Genomic DNA, 21,766 nt, shown 5'->3' on the forward strand with positions numbered 1-21,766 from the left:
AAAGCTACGAGTTCAGTCGGAACTGGAAGATGCACGTGGGGGATGATCCCGGCTTCTCAGCCCCTGCGCTAGAGGATCGCGCTTGGCAGCCGATCACCTTGCCGCGTGCCTTCAACGAAGACCAGGCATTCGCCGTTGACGGACACGACCATGCCGAAGGGATCGTTTGGTATCGCAAGCACTTCCGTTTGCCCGCGCGGGTACCGGGCGGGCGTGTGCTGCTGGAGTTCGAAGGCGTCCGCCAGGCTGCCGACATCTGGGTTAACGGCACCAGAGTGGGATTTAGCGAGAATGGCGTGATGGCTTTCGGGGTCGACATCACCGACGCGCTGCGGCCCGGGGACAATGTCATGGCGGTCCGTGTCGACAATCACTGGGACTATCGCGAACGGGCGACCGCCACGAAGTTTCAGTGGCAGGACAAGAACTTCTTCGCGAACTTTGGCGGCATCAACAAGCCTGTGAAGCTGCACCTGACCGGCCCGGTCTACCAGACGCTGCCGCTGTACAGTTCGCTCGGTACCAGCGGCACCTATGTTTGGGCCGACGATTTCGATGTGCCCGGCGCCGCCGCTACGGTGCATGCCGACAGCGAAGTGCGCAACGACGGGGCCACGCCGCTCCAGGTTCGATATGCGGTCGCGGTGCGCGATCTCAACGGCAGGGTCGTCGCCAGCTTCGAAGGCGATCAGCAGACGATTGCCCCCGGCACGGCAGCGTCGGTCCGGGCCAGCAAGCGCCTTACCGGCCTGCACTTCTGGAGCTGGGGCTATGGCTATCTCTATACCGTCACCGGCGCGCTGAAGGACGCTCGCGGCCGTATCATCGACGCGGTGGACATACGGACCGGCTTCAGGTCCACGCGCTTCGATCACGGGGTCGTAACGCTCAACGGCCAGGTGCTGCACCTCAAGGGCTACGCGCAGCGCTCGACCAACGAATGGCCCGCAGTCGGTCCTGACGTCCCGCCCTGGATCAGCGATCTCTCCAACGGGCTGATCACCGGCAGCAACGGCAATCTGGTGCGGTGGATGCATGTCACCCCCGCCAAGCAGGACATTCTTTCCGCCGATCGGCTGGGACTGCTCCAGGCGATGCCCGCTGGCGACAGCGAGGGCGATCCCAAGGACGAAGCGCGCTGGAAGCAGCGCGTTGCGCTCATGCAAGATGCGATCATCTACAATCGGAACAACCCGTCGATCCTGTTCTACGAGGGCGGGAACAAGGGCATCACCGAAAGCCACATGGCGGACCTGCTGGCGCTTAAGCAGCGCTGGGACCCGCATGGTAGCCGCGCGATGGGCGCCCGCGAGATGCTAGGCAGCGATAGCGCGGACTATGGCGGGGAGATGCTGTACATCAACAAGAGCGGCGGCAAGCCCTTGTGGCAGATGGAGTATTCTCGCGACGAGGCAGCCCGCGCCTATCAGGACGACTGGACGCCCCCTTTCCACAAGGATGCCCCAGACTATAACCGCAATGTCGAGAGCATGGCGGTGGAAGATGCTCGCCGCTGGTTCGATTATTACGTGCAGCGGCCCGGCGGCGGTGATCGCAGCAACGCGGGTGGCGTGAAGATCGGCTTCACGGATTCTAACTCGCACTTCCGCGGCGACAATAATTATCGTCGCTCCGGCGTGGTCGACGGGCTGCGCCTGCCCAAGGATCCCTGGTATGTCCATCGCAGCATTTGGGACGGCTGGGTGGAGAGCGGCGGACGGCACGTACACCTGGTTGGGCACTGGACCTACGCGCCGGGTACGGTGAAGTCGGTCTATGCCACCTCCAATGCGGACAGCGTCGAGCTGTTTCTCAACGGCCGCTCACTGGGCAAGGGCGAGAAGGACGGCTTCCTCTTCACCTTCAAGGACCTGGCCTATGCGCCTGGGACGCTTCGGGCGGTGGCGACCTACGCTGACGGAAAGACAGCGGAACATGTACTGACAACCGCCGGGCCGCCGGCGGCGCTGCGCCTGACGCCGCATACCGGCCCGCGCGGCTTCGTCGCGGACGGAGCCGACCTGATGCTCGTCGACGTCGAGGTGGTGGATGCCCGCGGGCAACGGGTGCCGACGGCATTCAATCCCGTTGACTTCCGCCTGGAGGGGCCTGCCGAATGGCGCGGCGGCATGGCGCAGGGGGATTCACGCGGCAGGCAGCGGGCCGCGGTCGCGACCATGGGCAAGACCGAGCCGGGCGTGACGGCCACCACCGGCACGGCCCGCGAGCAGGACAATTACATCCTCTCCCGACAGCTGCCGGTGGAACTCGGCATCAATCGCGTCCTGATCCGCTCGGCGACCAGCGCCGGCAAGATCCGGTTGACCGCAACCGCTGCGGGCCTCCCGCCAGCGTCACTTTCCGTCACCAGCGTCGCCGCGCCGGTGCGCGACGGGCTCTCGACAAGCTTCCCAGAAGATGCCCAGCCCTCCGAACTGTGGCGGGGGCCAACGCCCGCTACCTCCACAGTGGTACCGCGCGCCCGCACGGTGCGGGTGCAGGCGATCACCGCCGGATCGAACGCCGACAGCGCCGGCGCGTCGCACGACGACAATGAGGCGACGACCTGGAGCAGCGATGGCCGGCCCGAGACGGCATGGATCGAGTATAGGTTCGCCCGGCCCGAGCGCGTGTCGCAGGTATCGTTGCGGCTGACCGGGTGGCGCATCCGCGCCTATCCGATACGCATCACGCTGGACGGAAATACGATCTTCGAGGGCACCACCAGCAAGTCTCTGGGCTATGTCAACATCCCCATAACGCCCACCACTGGAAGCCGATTGCGGATTGCACTCGATGGTCCGACCGCGGACCGGGATGCCTTCGGGAATATCGTCGAGGTGAAGAACGATAAGGTCGCAGCAAGCGTGGGCGCCGACGTCGTTCCCGCCGGTTGGCGGCTCAGCATCGTTGAGGCGGATATTCTGGCGCCCGACTGAGAGGGAGCCTTGGACACGCATTTCCCGACCGACCACGGAGCAGCCCCTAGAATTCTGGACGCCTTGGATCCTGAAGCGCGATGCGGTGGCCCAGGTTACCGAGCGGGGGTATCCGGTAGCGGAGGTTTCGCAGCGGCTCGGCGTGAGCCAGCACTCGCTGGATGCCTGGAAGCGGCAACTGGCGAAAATGGTATCAGGCAATGTCGGGACGAACGCCGAAATCCGCCAGTTGAAGCGCGAACTGGCCCGCGTGACCGAGGAGCGCGACATCCCGAAAACGCCAAGGAGGGGCAGGTCGCTCGAGGCGATCGCACGTGAAAACCGGGCACCCAGTAGTAAACGGGAATTGGCCTAGCCACATTTGACATTGGCCTGTCAGGTCATGCATCTCCGTCCCACACCGCAGGCCGGCCCACGCATCGTGCGCCGTCTGCCCATGGATCGGATGTCGCATGCCGCAAGCCCGCCTGATCGCCCTCGCGATGGCCTCTTTCCTCGCCCCGGACGAGCGTCAGGTCCAACCGGTCCAGGTCGATGCGGCCCGTCCCGACTGGGAAAATCCCGCGGTCTTTGCGCGCGGCAAGCTCCCGGCGCGCGCCAGCGGGTTTCCCTTCGAAAGTGCGGCCAGAGCGCTGGAGGGGCGGATGGAGCAATCCGCGCGCTATCTCCCGCTCGACGGGCTGTGGAAATTCGCGCTGTCGCCGAATGCGGACAAGCTGCCGACCGGCTTCGAGCAGCCCGGCTACGACGTGTCCGGCTGGAAGGACATTCGCGTGCCCGCCGACTGGCAGGCGGAAGGGTTCGATCAGGCGCGCTACAACAACATCACCTATCCCTTCCCCGCCAACCGCCCGCTGATCCCGCACGCGACCAACCCGGTCGGCTCGTATCGCCGGACCATCGATCTGCCGGCGGACTGGAAGGGCAGCGACGTGATCCTGCACATCGGTGCGGCGGGCTCGGCCTATCAGGTGTGGGTCAACGGCCAGCGCATCGGCTATTCCGAGGACTCGAAGCTCCCCAGCGAGTTCGACGTCACCCGCGCGCTGCATCCCGGCCGCAACACGGTGGCGATCCAGGTCTTCCGCTGGTCCGACGGTTCCTATCTGGAGGACCAGGATTTCTGGCGCGTCTCGGGCATCGAGCGCTCGGTCTATCTGATCGCGGCGCCCAGAGCGCGGGTGGCGGATATCCGGGTACGCGCCGGCCTCGCCAACGCCTATCGCGACGGCGCGCTCGATCTGGCGCTCACCACCAGCGCCGCGGCGCGCGGGCTTACGCTGCGGACCACGCTGCGCGACGGCGATCGCGTCGTGCTGGCGCGCAGCACGCGGGTGACAGGAGAGGTTGTCGGCCTCACCGCCACCGTGCCGGCGGTCCGCGCCTGGACGGCGGAGACGCCCGACCTCTACACCCTGCTCGTCGAACTGGTCGATGCACGCGGCCGGGTCTTGCAGGCAACGGCGCAGCGGATCGGCTTCCGCACGGTCGCGATCCGGAACGGCCTGGTCACGGTGAACGGACGACCGATCACGATCCGCGGCGTCAACCGCCACGAGCATGATCCGGACAGCTTCCACGTCATCTCCGAAGCCTCGATGCGGCACGATCTCGAGCTGATGAAGCGCAACAACATCAACGCGCTGCGCACCTCGCACTATCCCAATGACGAGCGGCTCTACGCCCTGGCCGACGAACTCGGCCTCTATGTGATGGACGAGGCGAACATCGAGAGCCACGGCTATCTGGTCAACGCCCGCGAGAACGGTGCCAACCGCACCAAGCTGGAGATCGGCTACGATCCCGCCTGGCGCGCTGCCCAGGTCTCGCGCGTCGTCAACATGGTGCAGCGGGACAAGAACCACCCCTCGGTGATCTTCTGGTCACTGGGCAACGAATCCGGCAACGGCCCCAATTTCGAGGCGGCGGCGGCCGCCGCCCGCGCGCTCGACCCCACACGGCTGATTTCCTATCTCGGCTGGACCCAGTTGCAGGACCATCGCCCCAACGCCTTCGCCGACATCTACGCGCCGATGTATGACGGGGTCGACAAGATGCTCGACTATGCCCGGCACACCGAATTCGCCCAGCCGATGATCCAGTGCGAATATGCCCACATGCAGGGCAATTCGGGCGGCAACCTGATCAACTATTGGAACGCGATCTACGCGCATCCGGACCGGCTGCAGGGCGGCTTCATCTGGGACTGGGTCGACCAGTCGATGAACCGCACCACCGCCGACGGCCGGCACTATTGGGGCGACGGCAGCAGCTACGGCCCCAATCCGGGCGGCGAGATCGAGTTTGGCGACGGGCTCAACCAGCCCGATCGCACGCCCAACCCGCATCTGTTCGAGGTCCGCAAGGTCTATGCGCCGGTACAGTTCGCGGCCGTCGAGGCAGCCGCCGGGCGGTTGACGGTGCTCAATCGCCACGATTTCAACACCCTGTCCGGCTTCGATTTCGACTGGCAGGTGACCGCCGACGGGGTGCAGGTGGCGAGCGGGGCAGGCCCGGCGCTGCACACCGCCGCACGCGGGCGCGAGGACTTTACCCTCCCGCTGGACCGCATCGCGCGCACGCCGGGCGTCGAATATCTCGTGACCCTCCGCGCGCGGGCCAGGGCCGGCACGATCCCGGCAGTGGCGGCCGGCACGGTGATCGGCTGGGAGCAGTTCGCGCTCAACGACCCCGCGCCGCTGCCCGCACCCGCCACCGGCACGGTGACGATGACCGCCGGGAAGGACGCGGTGATACTCGCCGCCGGCGGCGCCACGCTCACCGTCGCGCGCGGCACCGGCCTGGTCGGCTACGCGAAGGGCGGCGTGGAGATGCTGCGCGGCGGCACGCCCAACTTCACCCGCGGGCTGACCGACAACGACGTCGGCACCCGTCCGGCGGCGGACAATGCGCGGTGGACCGCGATGCCCGAGGCGCGCGTCACCGAGGCGGTGGAGGCGAAGGCGCTGCCCGGCGGCGGCGCCGAAGTGACGGTGCGGCAGGCGATGGGCGACGGCGCGGTGCGCTTCGTCACCCGCTATCGCATGGCCGGGGACGGCACCGTCGACGTCGACGGCGACTTCACCCCGCTGCGCGCCGACCTGCCCGATCCGCTGCGCATCGGCTTCCTCTACGCGCTGCCCCAGGCCTATCGCACCGTCCAATGGTACGGCCGGGGCCCGCACGAAAGCTATCAGGATCGCAAGACCGGCGCCGCGATCGGCCTGTGGCGCGGCGGCATCGCCGAGCAGCACCATGATTACATGCGCCCCCAGGAAACCGGCAACAAGACGGACGTACGCTGGATGGAGCTGACCGGCGGCGGCGTGCCCGGCCTGCGCATCGCCGGCGCCGCACCGCTTTCCGCCAATGTGCTGGCCTTCCCCTATGCGGACCTGTCGCGCCGCGCGCCGGGCACGCGGCGGAGCAGCGACATCGTCCCGCACGACCAGGTCTCGCTGCTGGTCGATGCGATCCAGTCGGGCGTCGGCGGCGACACCCAGTGGAACGCCGACGGGCGCCCGCTGCCGCAATACCGCGTGCCGCTCGCCCCGCGCCGGTTCGCCTTCCGGCTGACGCCGTTCGCGGGGGCGGGAACGGCGGTGGCGGCGGCGTTACCGGCACGGGCCGAGTAGCGCGGCGGGGCGTTTTGTGGTGGAAACCGGACTTAACCTCATCGACGATCAGTGATATACAGATCTCGTGAAGTTCAGTCGCGCTGCCCTGCTTGCCGCGTTGCTATGTGCGCTATGCGGCTGTGTCGCACGGCACTCTTCACTGGCCTCGATCCCTTCCACGAAAACGATCATGGCAATCGAAAGTGGATATGCTTTGGTTCAAGATTTGACTGTCGTCGGGGTAGCGGACTCGGCTTCGATGAACAGAGCCTCCCGGGTGAAAGTGCGCAAAATTGCCTGCGCTCGTGAAGGGGATGTGGCGGTTTGCATCTATGAGGCAGATCGCTGTCTTGAGGGGGAATCCGATGCCGACGGCGATGGCTGGTGTCGGAGACAAGCGAGGTTCCTCCGCATGCAGAGACAGAGTTCCCCATTTGACCCCATCGGACAAGATGGCTGGGCGCTCGATCGTCCGCTACCGTCTTAGTCGTAGCCGCCCTCACTTTGCGAACCGAAACGTCCACACATGGGGCGACAGTTGCCGCTAGCCGCGCCGCCCCTCACCGCCCCCAGTTGGTCGGCTTGTCGGAAAGGGTCAGCACCAGTTCGCCACCGCCCGTAATGTCGGCCTGGTGCAGGAACGGCGTGGTCAGCGGCTTGCCGTTCAGCACGGCCGAAGCGATGTAGATCCGCCCCGGCTTCCAGTTGCGCGCGGTGATCACGAAGCGGCGCCCGTCCTCCCCAGTAATTACCCCCTGCGGCTGGTGCGGCGCGTGGAGATAATAGAGGTCGGTGGTCAGCTTGGGGAACAGGCCCAGCCGGTTGAACACATAGTGCGAGCTCATCGCGCCATTGTCCTCGTCGCCGGGATAGGCGTCGGCGGTGAAGCGCTCGAAGATCCGGTTCGCCCAGTAGCTGGCGAGGTCGGGCCGGCCGACATCGCTGAACAGCCAGGGCGTGGCGAAGCTCGGTTCGTTGGTGATGTCGATCAGGTTGGCGTCGAGCGCGTGGCGCAGCCGTTCGACAAAGCGCTCCCGCCCGCCCATCGCCGCCACCATACCCGGCACGTCGTGCAGCATGGTGTAGGAATAGACCCAGGCCGTGCCCTCGTAGAATCCGACATTGTCATAGGTGGTGCCGTCCCAGCCGAGCTTGGGATCGATCGCCTGGAAGCGGCCATCGGCATAGCGCGGCAGGATGAAGCCGGTGAAGCCGTCGCTGGTCGCATCGGGGTTCCAGACCTTGCGCCAGTTGCCCGATCGCGCGAGCAGCGCCTTGGCCTCGTCGGTGCTGCCGATCGCCTCGGCAAGCTTTGCCGCATAGAAGTCGTTGAGCGCGAACGCCGGGGTGGACGAGCCCGATTTGGCGCGCTGGTTGTCCGGCTCCGGGCTGCGATCGCCCACCGCAAGCCAGCCGTCGACCAGATAGCGCGGCCGCCGCTCCTCCCACGCATTGTGCAGCGCGACCGGCGCCGCCTTGCGCCAGTCGATGCCGGGCACGCCGCGGATCAGCGCCTCGCCCAGCACATTGTCCACCTCGTCGCCGCCCTGGCCGACAGGATAGTTGCGCCCGGCGATGAAGGCGGTGTGCGCGGCGCCGAAGTGCTCGAAGGTCCGCACGATCGAGGCGACATTGCCGCGATAGACGCTGGGCCGCAGCAGCGACATCAGCGGGAAGCCGGTGTGATAGGTGTCCCACAGCGTGTAGTAATCGTCCCAGTGCGGCGTCGCCCGGTCGGCGGGCGTCTGGTCGCGGCTGCGGTCGCGCGGCTGGATCGCGCTGTGATAGAGCGCGGTGTAGAAGCGGCGCTTGTCGGCATCGCCCACGCCGTCGATCGTCGCGCGGGCGAGTTCGCGGTTCCAGTCGGCGCGGGCGCCTGCCTTCACGCCGTCGAAGTCCCAGCCCGGAATATCCTCGGCGAGCAGCTCGGCGGCGCGCTCGGCGCTGGTGAAGGATACCGCCAGCTTCATCAGCACCGGCTTGTCCGGGCTGGCGTCGAACTGCCACCAGCCGGCGAGCTGGGTATCGGCAGGCGCGGTCGCGCTGGTTGCGCCGGCGCGGTCTTCCCTGCCGATGCGCACGCCCCAGCGGGTGGGCTTGCGATCGAGCTGGGCGACGAACCAGATGTCGACCTCGGCCGGGTTCCAGTAGCTGCGCGCCCGCACCCGCCCGGTGATCCGGCCGGTGGCGGGATCGAGCGTCACGTCGGCACCGGCACTCGCCAGCTCGCCGCGGATCTTGCGGGTGATGTCGAACACCAGGGTCGCCGGCTTCCCCGCCGGATAGGTGAAGCGATAGAGGGCGGCGTAGGGCGCCGGCGTCACCTCCGCGCGGATGCCGTAGCGGGTGAGCGTGACGGCATAGGCATCCGCCGCCAGCCGCTCGTCCGCCTTGGGCGAAAGGTGCTGCGCCTCGTCGAACACCGGATCGCCGGTCTGGGGGGAGACGAGGAAGGTGCCATAGGTCGTCCGCCCGCCGGACCCTTGGGTGTGCAGCTGGGCGAAGCCGCTCAGCGGCGCATCCCTGTCATAGCCGGCATTGCTGCCGGTGAGCGTCTCCGGGCTGGGATGGACCGAGCCGGCCGGGCGCGCCGGGCCGGGCACGGTATCACCCTGGTTGTCGTTGCCGGTGCCGATCCTGGGATCGACATAGCGGGCAAGATCGGTCTGCGCCGCCGCCGGATGCGCCGCGATGCCCGCCAGCAGCAGCGCGGCCAGCGTAAGGCGGCGGGTGGTTCCATGGCGCATCGTCTTCTCCCCTGTACGCAAATTACCAGCTGGTGCGGATCGGTCCATCCACGCGGCGATCCGCAAGGTCGCGGCTGCCCCACAGCCGGAATCGCGTCACCGCGTCGAGCTGGAAGGCGGTGCCCTGCGGCACGCGGAGGTCGTGCGCATCGAAGCCGTCGACGTCGCGCAGCCAGAAGGCCGGGCGCGCATCCGCGGCGCGGGTGCGGATCTCGACATGCGACAGCGCGATGTTGCGCGCGTGCCGCACGAACAGGCCGGTCGCGGGCAGCTCCCCGAACATGTTGGGCTCGGGATAGCCGGCCTCGTTTTCGGGCGGGTCGATCGCGGCCATGGCGGCGCCCTGCCCGCCGACCTGTTCGACGAACAGGTTGCTGATCCGCACATCCTCCACTGGATGGCCGGCTACCCCGGCAATGATCGAGGGCAGCGGCGCCGCGCCCGAGACGACGACATTGTCGATCAGCACCCGCTTCAGCGTGCCCGGCACCGCATCGGCGGGCCCGCGCATCCGCTTGCCCAGGCGCAGGAAGATGGGCGCGGTGGTCACGTCGCGCAGGGTGAGGTTGGTGACGGTCACGTCCTCCAGCCGCGCGCCGTCCACCGTCTCCAGCGCGAGGCCGCGGCAGGTGTCGAACACGCAGTTGCTGATCGTCACGTTGCGGAAACCGCCATTGCTCTCCGTGCCCAGCTTGATCCGGCCATGGGTGCTCTTCGGCGCGGGCGGGAACGGGCGGAAGCTGCCGTCGAGCACCGATCCGATCGCATAGCTGCCGCTCACCGTGCAGTCGCTGATCGTCAGGTTTTCGGTCCAGCGGGGGTAGCCCAGCGCGAACGAGGATTTGGGGCAGATCGCATCGTCCCAGGGCGTGTTGATCGTGCAGCGGCTGACATGGACGTTGCGGCAGCAATCGATGTCGAGCCCGTCGCGGTTGGTGTCGATCAGCAGGTTGTCGATCGTCATGTTGTCGCAGCCGGTGGCGAGCAGCGCGAACCAGCCGCCCTCCAGCACGCGGAAATCGCGCAGGGTGATGTTGCGGCACAGCTTGAGCGCGATCGCCTTGTCGCCCACGCCGGGCCTGCCCGAGATCGGCCGGCCGACGTCATACTCATGGCCGCGGCCCAGGCCCTTGCCCCAGATCAGGCCGGGGCCTTCGATCGCGATGTCTTCCAGACCCTCGCCCCAGATCAGCGCGTTGCGCCAATGGCCATGGCCGTGATCCTGATAGGCGGCATAGCCGGGGGGAAGATCCGGCGCATGGTCGTAGCCGCCGCTGGCCATGCCCTCGACCGGCGTGTCGGCGGCGAGCAGTACCGCGCCGCTATCCAGGTGCAGGGTGATGTGGCTCTGCAGGCGAATGCTGTACGACCGGTAGGTGCCCGCCGGCAGCCACACGGTGCCACCGCCCCGCGCCGCGGCATGCTCGATCGCCCGGTTGATCGCGGGGGAGTCGAGTGTTTTGCCGTCGCCCTTCGCCCCGAAGGCGCGGACGTCGAGAACCGCCCCGCCCATCGCGACGGTCGCCCGCAGCGGATGTGCAACGCCAACCGCGGCGATCGCCGCCGCGCCCGTCAGCACCCCCCGCCGGTCGAACACGCATCCGTTCATCTTCTTCATCCGATGAAAAAGTAGGCGGCGCCTCGATACAACGGATGGCGCCGCCAAGGGGGAGGATATCGGCCAGGCCGATCTCAGAAGGTGGCGCGCGCCGTCAGCGTGAAGGTGCGGCCGTCATAATCCGCACGGCGGATCAGGCGGGGATCGTTCTCATATTCAATGCGGATAGCGTTGGTGAGGTTATACGCATCGAACGAGAGCGAGAACTGCTCGTTGACGTTGTACGAGGCGGACAGATCCAACTGCCCTCGCGCTTTGACCTGGCGCGCTGCGCCCGTGAAGGTGCCCGCCGAGGCAAGGTCGTACTTGCTGCGCACGTTGTAGACGAGGCGCAGGCCGTAATCCTTGGTTTCGTAATAGCCGATCACATTGGCGTTGTGCTTCGATACGCCCGGCAGCGTGGCCGCCGCCCCACTGGAGGTCTTGCCGCTGATATCGGTGAAGGCATAGTTGAAGCCACCACCCAGGTGGCGCAGGATACCCGGCAGGAAGTCGAGCGACTGCTGGAGATTGAATTCCAAGCCGCGCACCGTCACCGGGTTTGTCTGGTTCACGAAGCCGCTGGCCGATACCAGGTAGGGCGTCGGCACCGCCCCGCCGGTATAAATCAGGCTGCTCTCGCACCGATCGCCGTTGATCCGCAGCGTGCCCAGGCCCAGCGCGCTGCCGTCGGCCGGGCAGAGCTTGGTCGGATCGGTGATCTGGGCGATCAGGCCGGTGATCCGCTTCTGGAACGCCGCCAGCGAGACGATGCCGTTGGCACGGTTGTACCACTCGACCGATACGTCGAACGACGTCGAGTCATAAGGCTTCAGACCGGGATTGCCGAGCGTCAGCGCATAAACGCCGTTGTCGGGGTTGCCGACCACCGTCGCCGGGGTGAACTGGCGCGGCTGCGGGCGGACATAGGTGCGGTATGCGGCACCGCGCAGCAGCAGCTTGTCGGTCAGGTCGGCGACCAGGATGAACGACGGTAGCCACTTGCCGTAGCTCTGCCTGTAGGTGTTGGTCTTGAAGTCGCTCGGCGAACCGATCGTGCCGGTCAGCTTGACGCGGTCGAGCGCGTCGATGGTGTTGCGGGCATATTCATAGCGCAAGCCACCATTGCCGCGAACCCGCACGCCGCCCAGGTGGAACTCATATTTCAGCTGGCCGTAGACGGATGCGATATCGGTCTGATTGGTGAAATTATAGAGGGCATAGTTATTGTCATTGTAGCGGATGTTGTAGCCCGAGGGGGAGAGTTCGCCGCCCGGGTACATCGTCACCGGCGTCAGTGCCGCAAGTGCATCGTCGAAGCGGGTAGCCTGCCAGTTGGTCGTATAGGTTCCCAGCTTGCCACCAAAGAAATCGGCCACCACCGGCGCGGTCGTGACGAGCCCGCCGGTGATGTTCTGCACCTGCAGGCCATAAGCGGAGGTGCGATAGCCCCGCGAGATGAACCGGTTATGCTCGTAGCGCCCACCCACCTGGATGCCGCTCAGCACGCTCCCTTCGAACGTACGCTCAACATCGGCCTGGCCGGCAAGCAGCTCATTGGTGGCATAGCTCTGAGTCCCGGTGAACTGCATGCGGTTGGTGCGACCGACGGAGGTCGGCGTGTTGTAATATTGGGTAGGGTCGGTAACGCCGCCCCAATACCAGGTCGGCACCGCACTCGTCACCAGCGGCGACGGCGACAGCGAATAATAGAAGTTCGAGATGTCTCCCGCGCCGGTGCGCAGCGTGCCCGTCGCGCCGTTGCCGGTTGCCGTCTGAATGCGGTCGAAGTCGATCGAGGTTTCTTCGGACTTGTTATCCGCCTTGGACGCGGTCAGCATAGTGGTGATGCGCCACGCGTCGTTGCTCCATTCGCCCTTGCCGTCGATGCCCCAACTACGCTGGCGAATGCCAAGCCTGCGAGTGGACATGCGCGAATCCGGGTTGGTGAAGTCGATGTCGGTTACGACGTAACGGCCATCGCTCAACTGCACCGGATTGGTTTTCGCGGTCAGGCCGCTGGCGTCGGTTTCCCCGACGATCAGGATGTACTGGTTGGTCTTCGGCAGCCGGCGATCGGTGTAGAAGCCGGTAACGCTCAGCCGCGTCTCGTCGTTCGGCTTCCACTCGGCACCCGCAGCGCCCGTGTAGAGGTCGCCTTCGTTGAGGCGCGAATATTGCCGCATCGACGATTCGTAGAGCACCCCCTTCGTGGTGGTGGTTCCGGTGCATGACGGGCACGCTGCCGAGTTGGCGTAATAGCTGCCGAGAACGCTCGCATTGGCCTGCGCCTGCGCCGCCGAGAAGTTCGAATAGCTGTTGAACTGCACCGAATCCCGACGGAAATTCTCGTGCTTGTAGGCAAGCACGCCGAACACACCGAATCTGTCCGAAAACAGGTGATTGTAGCCTATGGTTGCGCCAGGGGCGAAGGTTTCGCCCAGTTGGTTATACTCCATCGAGGCCTTGATGAAGCCTCCTTCCTTGCGGCTAAGCGCCGTGGCGATCTGCAGGTCGACATTGCCTGAAAGGCCGCCCGACTGGGCATTGGCCATCGGCGACTTGTCGATCACGATCGCACTGAAGATATCGGCGTTGAACGCCCCCAGCGGTGCGGCCTCGCTCAAAATCGGCTCGGCGAACGCAACGCCGTTCAGCGTCATGCGGGCATATTCCCCCGGCAGGCCGCGCAGGTTGATCGTGGCGTTCCGGCCCTCGGCCTCCCGGTTGATCTGCACGCCGGGCACCCGCTGCAGCGCCTCACCTACGTTTAGATCGGGGAAACGGCCGAGGCCATCGGACGAGATGCCGTCCGTGATTGCCACTTCGTTGCGCTTGGAGCGGATGGCGTCGGAGTAGCTCTGACGAAAGCCGGTGACGACGATTTCGCCTTGCGTTTCGGCCTCTTCTACGCCGCGGTCCTGGGCGGCTGCCGTATCGCTCGCTGGCGTAACCGGCGTTTGCTGCGCCAGTGCTGGCACGGCGGTAAGCGCGGTAGCGGCAAGCAGAACAGCGGCCAGCGAACCACGTGAAACGTCAACGACAATCGTCATGGAAACCCCTCTCCTTTGGCGGGCACAGCCCGCAACACCGCCACTTCTCCGGCACTTTCGGCCGGTCGAAGTGGCTGGACCTCTTGGTCGGACCAATTAATGCAAAATGAATTATTTTGTCAAACATGCGCACTGGCGCAGTTAATGCTTTGATTTATCAGCACATCTATTCGCGATCGTTACGAGACAGTGCGAGATTGCGGTGAACCGCTCACCGCGCCCTAGAATTTCGGCAGAGCGCTGATCGCCCGCGCGCTGATGATCGACTTGACGTTCTCTCGACGAAGTAGCTGACGTCATCACGTGCGTCGGACGACTGCCGCGTGACCAAGTCCGCGGCCTGCGCAGCGGGGTCTGGGTCGGGAGCAGTCAGAGAACACCACCGCGGGAAGCCGCACCATGGAGGATGGCTCCACGCAGCCCCTGCTGCCACGGCCGTGTTCCTACGCCGATTGGAAGCCCCCGCACGCAAACCGCTCCCTCGCAGCCGACGCCCTCGATACAGCTTCCATGCGCCGGTCAGGAGGCCTCTCCATCAGACGTTCGCAACGTCGCGGAGAGCGATCACGCTATCGCATGGTTGGTCGGACCGTCGATGCCTATCTCGTCGGCGGCCCCGCGACTTGCCGTTGACGAACAATTCCGCCTCATCGGCAGAGCTGAACGCATGGATCGGGGTAAACTGGCCTCCCCTGCCCTGAAACGTCCAGTGCGGCAGGATGTGCACGAACCGCTCCTGCGGTCGCCATCGCGACTTGTAGAGCCGGTAGCGATGCGACCGCGTGCGGGTGGATCTTCAGCACCGCAATAGCAGCGGTCGCCAAGCGCAGAAGGGTCGCGGGCAATTGGCGGATCGTGACGATGCGCACCCTGCCCCCCTTCTCCTGCGAGTTTCCCTCGTTCCGTGATCTCTGCCAAATAACGGCTTGGAACTTCAGAAATAAGCCTTCTCAGCAATCGCCCTCAGTGGTTTATCCATCCCGGATTTCCGCAGCCAGAGCGAGAGACAGGGCGCTTCGTCAGCCGGCGTCAGTTGTGGCTGAAATGCACGGATCTACGTCCTTTACGCCATGACAGGCGTTGAGCGACAGGTTGCCACACACAGTGACAACCGGGAGTTCCCATGCACGACATCAATCGACGGACGGCGATCGCCTCTGCAGCAGCGACGATCGGTGGCCTGGTCGTTGGCAGCAAAGTGGCGATTGCCGGGCAAACCACGACTGCGTCCGCCATGTTCGACGCATCGCGGAATCCCACCCCCGAGAAGATCGCGCGCTACCAGCCGCGCTTTGGCCGAACGAAGCCGCTGGTAGCCATTGTCGGGCTGAACGAAGGCACCATCATCAGCGATTTCTGCGTCCCGTTCGGGGTGATGGCGCGATCGGGTGTGGCCGATGTCATATCGGTTTCGGTCACGCCGGGGCCCGTGAAGATGCAGCCGCTCACCTTTCAGCTTCAGACGACCATTGACGCGTTCGATGAAAGCCACCCGGAAGGCGCCGACTATATCTTCGTGCCGGCGGTCGAGAACGACAATGACCCCAATCTGCTGGCGTGGATCAAGGCCCAGGCGCGCAAGGGCTGCACGGTCATCAGCATCTGCTATGGCGCGATGGCCGTGGCAAACACGGGTCTGTTCGATGGCCACCGGGCAACCTCGCACTACAGCAACGAAGGATTTCGGGCGAAGCGCTTCCCCAAGGTGAAGTGGGAGAAGAACATCCGCTACGTCGCCGATGGCAAGGTGGTGTCCAGCGCAGGGGTCAGCGCATCGATGCCGACCTCGATCGCGCTTGCCGAAGCGATCGCAGGCCCGACAAAGGCAGCCCAGGTCGCGCGCGACGTCGGCATCGACAATTGGAGTTCCCGCCACAACAGCGACGCCTTCCAGTCCGATCCCGGCAATGCCGACATGCCGGATCGTGATGCGAAGCCCGACGTCACGCTGGGCATTCCGGTCAAGACAGGCGACGACGAGATCGCGCTTGCACTGACGGCGGAGTCCTACAGCCGGACGGGCAACACCTTCGCCTATGCCGTCGCGGCGACCAAAGCGCCGCTGCGCCTGGCCCACGGCCTGGTGCTGCTGCCCGATATGGACGCCGGCTCGGCGAAGGTTGAACGCATGCTCGCGCCGCTCGAAGCGCATCAGGCGACCCATGCGCTCGACATCGCGCTGGCCGATATCGCGAAAGCCTATGGTCCGAAGGCTGCGCGCCACGTCGCGCTGTTCATGGAATATCCCGGCCTGAAATGATCGCAGGTCATTTTAATTGCTCGGCCTGTCCCTCCTCCGAAAACCGCCGACGGTACTCGGAAGGGGATAGGCCGACGATGCGGTGGAACACCTTTCGGAACGCGCTGGCATCCGTGTAGCCCACGTCCCAGCCGATCTGGTCGATGGCGTGCCGCGTCTCACGCAGCATCGCCTTGGCGCCGGATACCCGCAGGCGCTGCCAGTATTCGGTCGTGGTGTAGCCGGTCGCCTTTTGAAACCGCCGCAGGAAGGTGCGCTCCTCCAGCCCTGACTTGGCTGCCAGCGTCGGCACGTCCACGACCTTGCCGGCGGTTTCGTGCAGGAAATCCTGCACCTGCGAGATCGCTGCATCCTTATGCCCCGTGTGTGGGCTGAACCCACTATAGTAGCTTTGGGCGCGCCCGGGTGGATCGATCAGAAAGCCCCGCGCCACCTCCAGCATCGCGGCGTGGCCGAGAAAACGGGCGATGATCGTAAGGCACAGGTCGGTCCACGCCATCACCCCGCCGGCAGTGACGATATCGCCGTCGTCGATGAGGATGCGGTCGGTATCCACCCGCGTGCGGGGGAAGCGACTGCGAAAGCGATCCTCATAGGCCCAATGCGTCGTGATCGTCCGGCCGTCGAGCAGGCCCGTCTCGCCCAGCACGAACGCCCCCAGGCAGACCGAGGCCAGCACCGCGCCGTCGGCATGGCGTGCACGCAGCCAGTGAAGCAGCACCGCATCGATATCGTCGCGCGGCCCGCCCAGCGTTGGCGGCAGGATGCATATGGTGGGGGCATCCTCGCCCGCGCCCATGCCGTCGATGCGCGACACCGTCCCGTCCACGACCGCCCACTGCCCCACCGACAGCGCGGGCACGGCCGCACGATCCGCTGCCGCCAGCAGGTCGATCATGCCGAGTACCGCCGCCTGCTGCGCACCGGGATAGGTCAGGATGGCAATCTCGATCATGTCGTTATCGGCCCGCATTTTGTCGTACGCGCCACTGATAGGGGCTGTGCTGGACCGATAGAAGGCCCCTGCTGTCAAAGAAGGAGCAAGACACAATGGCCAAGCGCGCGCTGATCCTCGTCGATCTGCAGAACGAATATGAAGCCGATGGCAAGCTGCCGCTGGAAAAGCTGGAGCAGGCGGTCGCCAATGCCCGCCGCGTCCTCGCCGCCACGCGCGACGCGGGGGAGCCGGTCATCCATATCCGGCACGAGACGCCCGGTTCGGCCGAGGCGCCGTTCGCCGTCGGTACGGCCGGCACCGCGATCCTCGCGGCCGTCGCTCCGATCCAGGGCGAGACGGTACTGACCAAGCATTACCCCAATTCGTTCCGTGACACCGGGCTGAAGGCGCTGCTGGACGAAGCAGGCGTCGAGGAAGTGGTGATCGTCGGCGCGATGAGCCATATGTGCATCGACGCAACGGCGCGCGCCGCCTTCGATTTCGGCTACGGCGTGACGGTGGTCGGCGATGCCTGCGCCACGCGGGCGCTGTCGTTCGACGGCATCGATGTGCCCGCCGTCCAGGTCCATGCGGCGTTCATGGCTGCGCTTGCCTTCGCCTATGCCAAGGTGGTTTCCACCGCCGATCTGCTGTCCGCTTGAACCGGACAGGCCGGGGGCATTCGGGATGCCCCCGGCCCGATCGTTACAGGCCCATATCGGCGAGCCACTGCCCCACGCCGCGCGGGGCAAGGCCCAGCCGCTGCTGGGCTGCGGTGTCGGATGCGATCACATTGTCCGGCAGCTGCGACAGTGCGGCATAGAAGCCGGCGATATTCGCGGCGGCCGGGCCGATCAGCGGCTCGAGCTGCGTACCGAAGGTTTCCGGCGACAGCGCCTCGAACTGGACGTCACGGCCAAAATGCGCGGAGAAGCCCTGCGCCAGTTCCGGTCCGGTCAAGCCCGGCAGGTGACCGATGCCGACGATGCCGGTGACGGCATGGTCGGTCAGCAGCCGCTCCGCTACCATGGCCACGTCGAGGTGCGAGCTCCACGACGCCGCGAAATCCGCGCGCAGCGGATAGGGCAGACGGCCCTCCGCCTGGACCGGTCCGAGCACCATCGGCAGCAGCAGGTTCTCAAGGTATAGCCGCGGCGCGACGACGGCGTGCGAAACGCCGGTCTCCGCAACGCGGCGCAGCAGCGTGCCGATCGCGCTCTCGGCCGGCGCCTGCAGCACGCTTTCCGGCTGATCGACGATCGCACCGCTGGTGGAGATCACCACGCGCTTCGGCCGGGCTGCCGCGATCGCCGCGGCGATGTTGTTCGCCTGCTCCAGCCGCGCCGGTTCCGCTGCCTGTGGCAGGTGGACGAAGACGCCGTCCGCGCCGGCATAGGCGGCGATCAGCGATTCGACCGAGCCGTTGTCGACCTGGATGGCGGGCTTGCCCTTCGCGCTGGCCGGGTCGCGCACCGCGGCGAGCGCGTTCAGGTTCGACGCGAGCATCAACGCCTGCAGCGGCGCACCCTGGGCGCCGGTCGCGCCGTGAATGATGTAGGACATGCGATATTCCTTCTCGATGATACCACCGGCGTGCCGGCCGGAATGGCGTGGTTCTGCGATACGGGGTGCGCCTTGCGGGCCGATCGTCCCCGCGACGCGGGCGCTTGCCGTTCAGCGGCGATACTGGGCGATGATCGGGCCGATCATATCTCGGGCGGCTTCGATCATCTGCGGCGATGCATCCTCTACTTTTCCCGTCCGGAATGGCGGGTGCGGATCATATTCGATCGCGAATTCGGCGAGTTCCCCCGCCTCCCGGCCGAACGCGTCCGCCGCGACGAGCAGCGCCACCTCGAAGCTGCCGATGCCGGGGCCGGCGGTATACAGGTTGCCGTCCACCGCCGCGCCCGCGCCCGATGCCAGCACCTTGGCCGCGCCAAGCGCCTCGAGCAGGCCTTCGGCCGCGAAGTTGCTGGCCACGGTCCGTCCCTGGATCAGCCCGGCAGCGCCCAGCAGCGCGACGCCGTTGCACACCCCGATCACGTAGCGCGCGCTTCCCGCTGCCTGGCGGGTGAAGGCGATCACCTCCGGATCGTTCTGCACCTCGGGCGGGTTCATGCCGACCGCGAAGACATCGAGCGGCGGGCACGTGTCGAACGTCGTGGTCGGCAGCGTCGGCCAGGACCGGAAGCCCTCGACCATGTCGCGGTTCTTCCAGAGGAAGTGGATCTGGGAACCCGGCATCATCGCCAGCACGGTCTGGATGCCCACAATGTCCATCGGAACGAAACCGGGGCCGACGAGGATGCCGACGTGAAAGGGCCGCACCCCCTCGGGTGCGAGGGCGGCGAGCATGCTGTCGTAGGACGTGATCTTCATGGCTGGTTCCACGGGAGGATGGTCTCTCATCCTCTATCCCACGCCCCCGGATGGCTGTAGGACAATGATCCCTCGATTTCGGCCACAGCCCGATTCCGAAGTCACGTCACACGATCACCCGATCTGGGAGGTGCCATGTCCGCGTCGTTCGCCTTCTACCTGTGCGATGGGTTCCAGCTGCTCGATCTCGCCGGCCCGACGGCGACCTTGACCGCCGCAAACCGTCTGCTCGGACGGGAACACTACCGGATCGCGCTTTTCTCCGAAAACGGAGGGTCCATCCAGGGCGACGCAGGTCTCGCCTTGGCAACCCGCCAGGCGGAACCGTGCCCGCTGGAGGCGATCATCGCGGTCGGCGGCAGGATCGAACCGATGCTGGAGGCCGGCAATGTCGCAGGCATTCGTCGCGCGGCTGCCGGGGCGACGAGCATCGCGAGCATCTGCACGGGCGCGTTCCTGCTCGCCGCCGCCGGCTATCTGGACCACAAGCGGGCGACGACCCACTGGCAGTTCGCCCGCCGGCTGCAGGAACTCTATGCGAAGGTGACGGTCGATGCCGATCGGATCTTCGTCAACGACGGCCGCATCTGGACCTCCGCGGGCATGACGGCGGGTATCGATCTCATGCTCGCGCGGATCGAGTTCGATCACGGGGCGGAACTCGCCAAGGCAACCTCGCGTGAGCTCGTCGTCTACCATCGGCGACCGGGCGGGCAGTCGCAATATGCGGCAATCTCCCAGATGGAACCGCAGACCGATCGCATCCGCAGGGCGCTGACCTATGCGCGCGACCACCTGTCGGAACCGCTGTCGGTCGATCGGCTTGCCGATGCGGCGTGCCTCAGCGTGCGCCAGTTCACCCGCCTGTTCCGCAAGGAAACCGGCGAGACGCCCGCGCGCGCGATCGAGCGGCTGCGCTGCGAAGCCGCCCGCATTCGGCTGCGCGACGCCAGCGAGCCGATCGCGACGGTCGCCCGGGTCGTCGGCTTCACGGACGCCGAGCGCATGCGCGCCGCCTTCCTGCGCAGCTTCGGTCATCCGCCGCAGATACAGCGGCGCCTCGACCGGCCCTTCGCTCCCGGTGCTGACGGATCTACGTGCTGGCCGCCGATAATATGAGGTATTGAACGTCGCACGCCTTTTACGGCGCTGCGATGGCCCAGCTTCTCGTTCGTGTGGCGCACGCGAGTGGATTCTCAAACGGCATGATCTCTCATTCAAAGCTGCGCTTTGCGGGGAGCGGCGACGGCGCGTGGGGAACTGACGGACGAAGAATGGGGTTTGTTCGAGGAGCTACTACCGTCCGAGCGCGACCGAAAGGCGCGACCTTCTCCTGACAATCCGCGGTTTCTGAACGGCATGCTGCATGTGCTGCGGGTCTGCTGCCCCTGGCGCAACATGCACGAGCGTTACGGCAAGTGGAACTCGGTCTATGTGCGGTTACGGCGTTGGGCGGAACAAGGCGCGTGGGATGCGATTCTGGCCACACTGCTCGAATTTGGGCTGATCGATGACTGGCAGCACATGATCGACAGCACCACGGTTCGCGTCCATGGCTCGGCAGCGGGTGCTAGAGCGGGACTCATAAGGTGGTTTTTGGGCGATCACGCGGCGGCTTTACGTGCAAGTCCACGCTCGCTTTGACAATCAGGGACGCCCTCTCTGCTGCATCCTGACCGGCGGCGAAGCGTCGGATTACGGCGCTGTCGATCACCTCATGGCCTTGCCTGTCAGTAAGCCCAAGGCGCTGCTGGCCAACAAAGGCTATGACGGCGATGCGGTCCGGGCGAACCTTTTGATGCGTGGTATCCTCCCGATCATCCCGCCAAAGGCCAACTGGCGCGAACCCATCGCCTATGACTTCCGTCGATACCGACACCGCACCCGCATCGAGCGCATGTTCGGGCACCTCAAGCGTCAACGCCGCACTGCCACCACTACGACAAACTCGCCGCCAATTTCCTCGGCTTCGTCAAACTCGCCGGCATCGTGCTTTGGCTCAAATGACTAAAATGTCACTACAACATCCGCCCGACCCAGAAGCGGCTGGTCGGGATAGCGGGTGAGGGCCATCCGCGTCTCCTTGCCGTCGAAGCGGTACTGCATCCGCTGGGGGTCGTGGAGAGTAGCCCGGGGAATACCCGCCAGAAGCAAATCGACGTCCTGGCGTTGATCGGGGCCGAAGCGGCATTCCGAGACGCCGCGGAAGACAGGTACAAAAAAACCGCCTCAGG

General features: G+C 65.9%; 14 protein-coding genes and 1 pseudogene. 8 read left to right on the forward strand and 7 right to left on the reverse strand.

Annotated features, from left to right (window positions below; all coding sequences use genetic code 11):
* The first annotated feature begins 35 nt into the window (after positions 1-35).
* The 3 genes and pseudogenes from SPI01S_RS04745 (at position 36) to SPI01S_RS04755 (ending at position 6,574) form a co-directional block, all read left to right on the forward strand.
* Positions 36-2,939, forward strand: coding sequence for a glycoside hydrolase family 2 protein (locus tag SPI01S_RS04745; protein WP_218017573.1), 2,904 nt, complete (start codon positions 36-38; stop codon positions 2,937-2,939).
* Positions 2,940-3,006: 67 nt separating this feature from the next.
* Positions 3,007-3,228: pseudogene (locus SPI01S_RS22595) on the forward strand (transposase); the annotation flags it as partial.
* A 163-nt stretch (positions 3,229-3,391) separates the two neighbouring features.
* The gene (locus tag SPI01S_RS04755; RefSeq protein ID WP_084253253.1) at positions 3,392-6,574 is read left to right on the forward strand and encodes a glycoside hydrolase family 2 TIM barrel-domain containing protein; all 3,183 of its coding nucleotides are present in this window, start codon (positions 3,392-3,394) and stop codon (positions 6,572-6,574) included.
* Between the two features lie 542 nt (positions 6,575-7,116).
* Here the strand turns inward: SPI01S_RS04755 and SPI01S_RS04760 are convergent.
* The 4 genes from SPI01S_RS04760 to SPI01S_RS21685 form a co-directional block, all read right to left on the reverse strand.
* On the reverse strand, positions 7,117-9,303 hold the full coding sequence (locus SPI01S_RS04760; protein WP_066718837.1) for a GH92 family glycosyl hydrolase: 2,187 nt from the start codon (positions 9,301-9,303) through the stop codon (positions 7,117-7,119).
* 22 nt (positions 9,304-9,325) lie between these two features.
* The gene (locus SPI01S_RS04765) at positions 9,326-10,912 is read right to left on the reverse strand and encodes a rhamnogalacturonidase (protein ID WP_066719007.1); all 1,587 of its coding nucleotides are present in this window, start codon (positions 10,910-10,912) and stop codon (positions 9,326-9,328) included.
* An 83-nt stretch (positions 10,913-10,995) separates the two neighbouring features.
* Positions 10,996-13,953 (reverse strand): TonB-dependent receptor, encoded by a 2,958-nt coding sequence (locus tag SPI01S_RS04770; protein ID WP_066718839.1) that lies wholly within the window; start codon positions 13,951-13,953, stop codon positions 10,996-10,998.
* Positions 13,954-14,488: 535 nt separating this feature from the next.
* Entirely contained in the window at positions 14,489-14,680 is a 192-nt protein-coding gene (locus tag SPI01S_RS21685; protein ID WP_084253254.1) for a DUF4982 domain-containing protein, read from the reverse strand.
* 396 nt (positions 14,681-15,076) lie between these two features.
* On the opposite strand from SPI01S_RS21685, the gene SPI01S_RS04775 reads away from it, so the two are divergent.
* Positions 15,077-16,213: a DJ-1/PfpI family protein gene (locus SPI01S_RS04775; protein ID WP_066718841.1), complete on the forward strand. Its 1,137-nt coding sequence runs from the start codon at positions 15,077-15,079 to the stop codon at positions 16,211-16,213.
* A 7-nt stretch (positions 16,214-16,220) separates the two neighbouring features.
* Here SPI01S_RS04775 and SPI01S_RS04780 read toward each other — a convergent pair whose 3' ends face one another.
* Complete coding sequence (locus tag SPI01S_RS04780) at positions 16,221-17,168, reverse strand: GlxA family transcriptional regulator (protein ID WP_245653472.1); 948 nt, start codon at positions 17,166-17,168, stop codon at positions 16,221-16,223.
* A 95-nt stretch (positions 17,169-17,263) separates the two neighbouring features.
* On the opposite strand from SPI01S_RS04780, the gene SPI01S_RS04785 reads away from it, so the two are divergent.
* Positions 17,264-17,812, forward strand: a complete 549-nt coding sequence (locus tag SPI01S_RS04785; protein WP_066718847.1) for a cysteine hydrolase family protein — start codon at positions 17,264-17,266, stop codon at positions 17,810-17,812.
* A gap of 43 nt (positions 17,813-17,855) precedes the next feature.
* Here the strand turns inward: SPI01S_RS04785 and SPI01S_RS04790 are convergent, their stop codons facing one another.
* Positions 17,856-18,713 (reverse strand): NmrA family NAD(P)-binding protein, encoded by an 858-nt coding sequence (locus SPI01S_RS04790; protein WP_066718850.1) that lies wholly within the window; start codon positions 18,711-18,713, stop codon positions 17,856-17,858.
* Positions 18,714-18,824: 111 nt separating this feature from the next.
* Positions 18,825-19,532, reverse strand: coding sequence for a DJ-1/PfpI family protein (locus tag SPI01S_RS04795; protein WP_157084556.1), 708 nt, complete (start codon positions 19,530-19,532; stop codon positions 18,825-18,827).
* Positions 19,533-19,667: 135 nt separating this feature from the next.
* On the opposite strand from SPI01S_RS04795, the gene SPI01S_RS04800 reads away from it, so the two are divergent.
* The 3 genes from SPI01S_RS04800 (at position 19,668) to SPI01S_RS22965 (ending at position 21,543) form a co-directional block, all read left to right on the forward strand.
* Complete coding sequence (locus SPI01S_RS04800) at positions 19,668-20,651, forward strand: GlxA family transcriptional regulator (RefSeq protein ID WP_066718854.1); 984 nt, start codon at positions 19,668-19,670, stop codon at positions 20,649-20,651.
* Positions 20,652-20,813: 162 nt separating this feature from the next.
* Positions 20,814-21,176 (forward strand): transposase, encoded by a 363-nt coding sequence (locus SPI01S_RS22960; RefSeq protein WP_245653473.1) that lies wholly within the window; start codon positions 20,814-20,816, stop codon positions 21,174-21,176.
* Positions 21,154-21,543, forward strand: a complete 390-nt coding sequence (locus SPI01S_RS22965) for a transposase (protein WP_245653474.1) — start codon at positions 21,154-21,156, stop codon at positions 21,541-21,543. The genes SPI01S_RS22960 and SPI01S_RS22965 overlap by 23 nt, the downstream gene beginning before the upstream one ends.
* The last annotated feature ends 223 nt before the right edge of the window (positions 21,544-21,766 follow it).

It is taken from the genome of Sphingomonas pituitosa NBRC 102491, assembly GCF_001598435.1.
GTDB lineage: Bacteria > Pseudomonadota > Alphaproteobacteria > Sphingomonadales > Sphingomonadaceae > Sphingomonas > Sphingomonas pituitosa.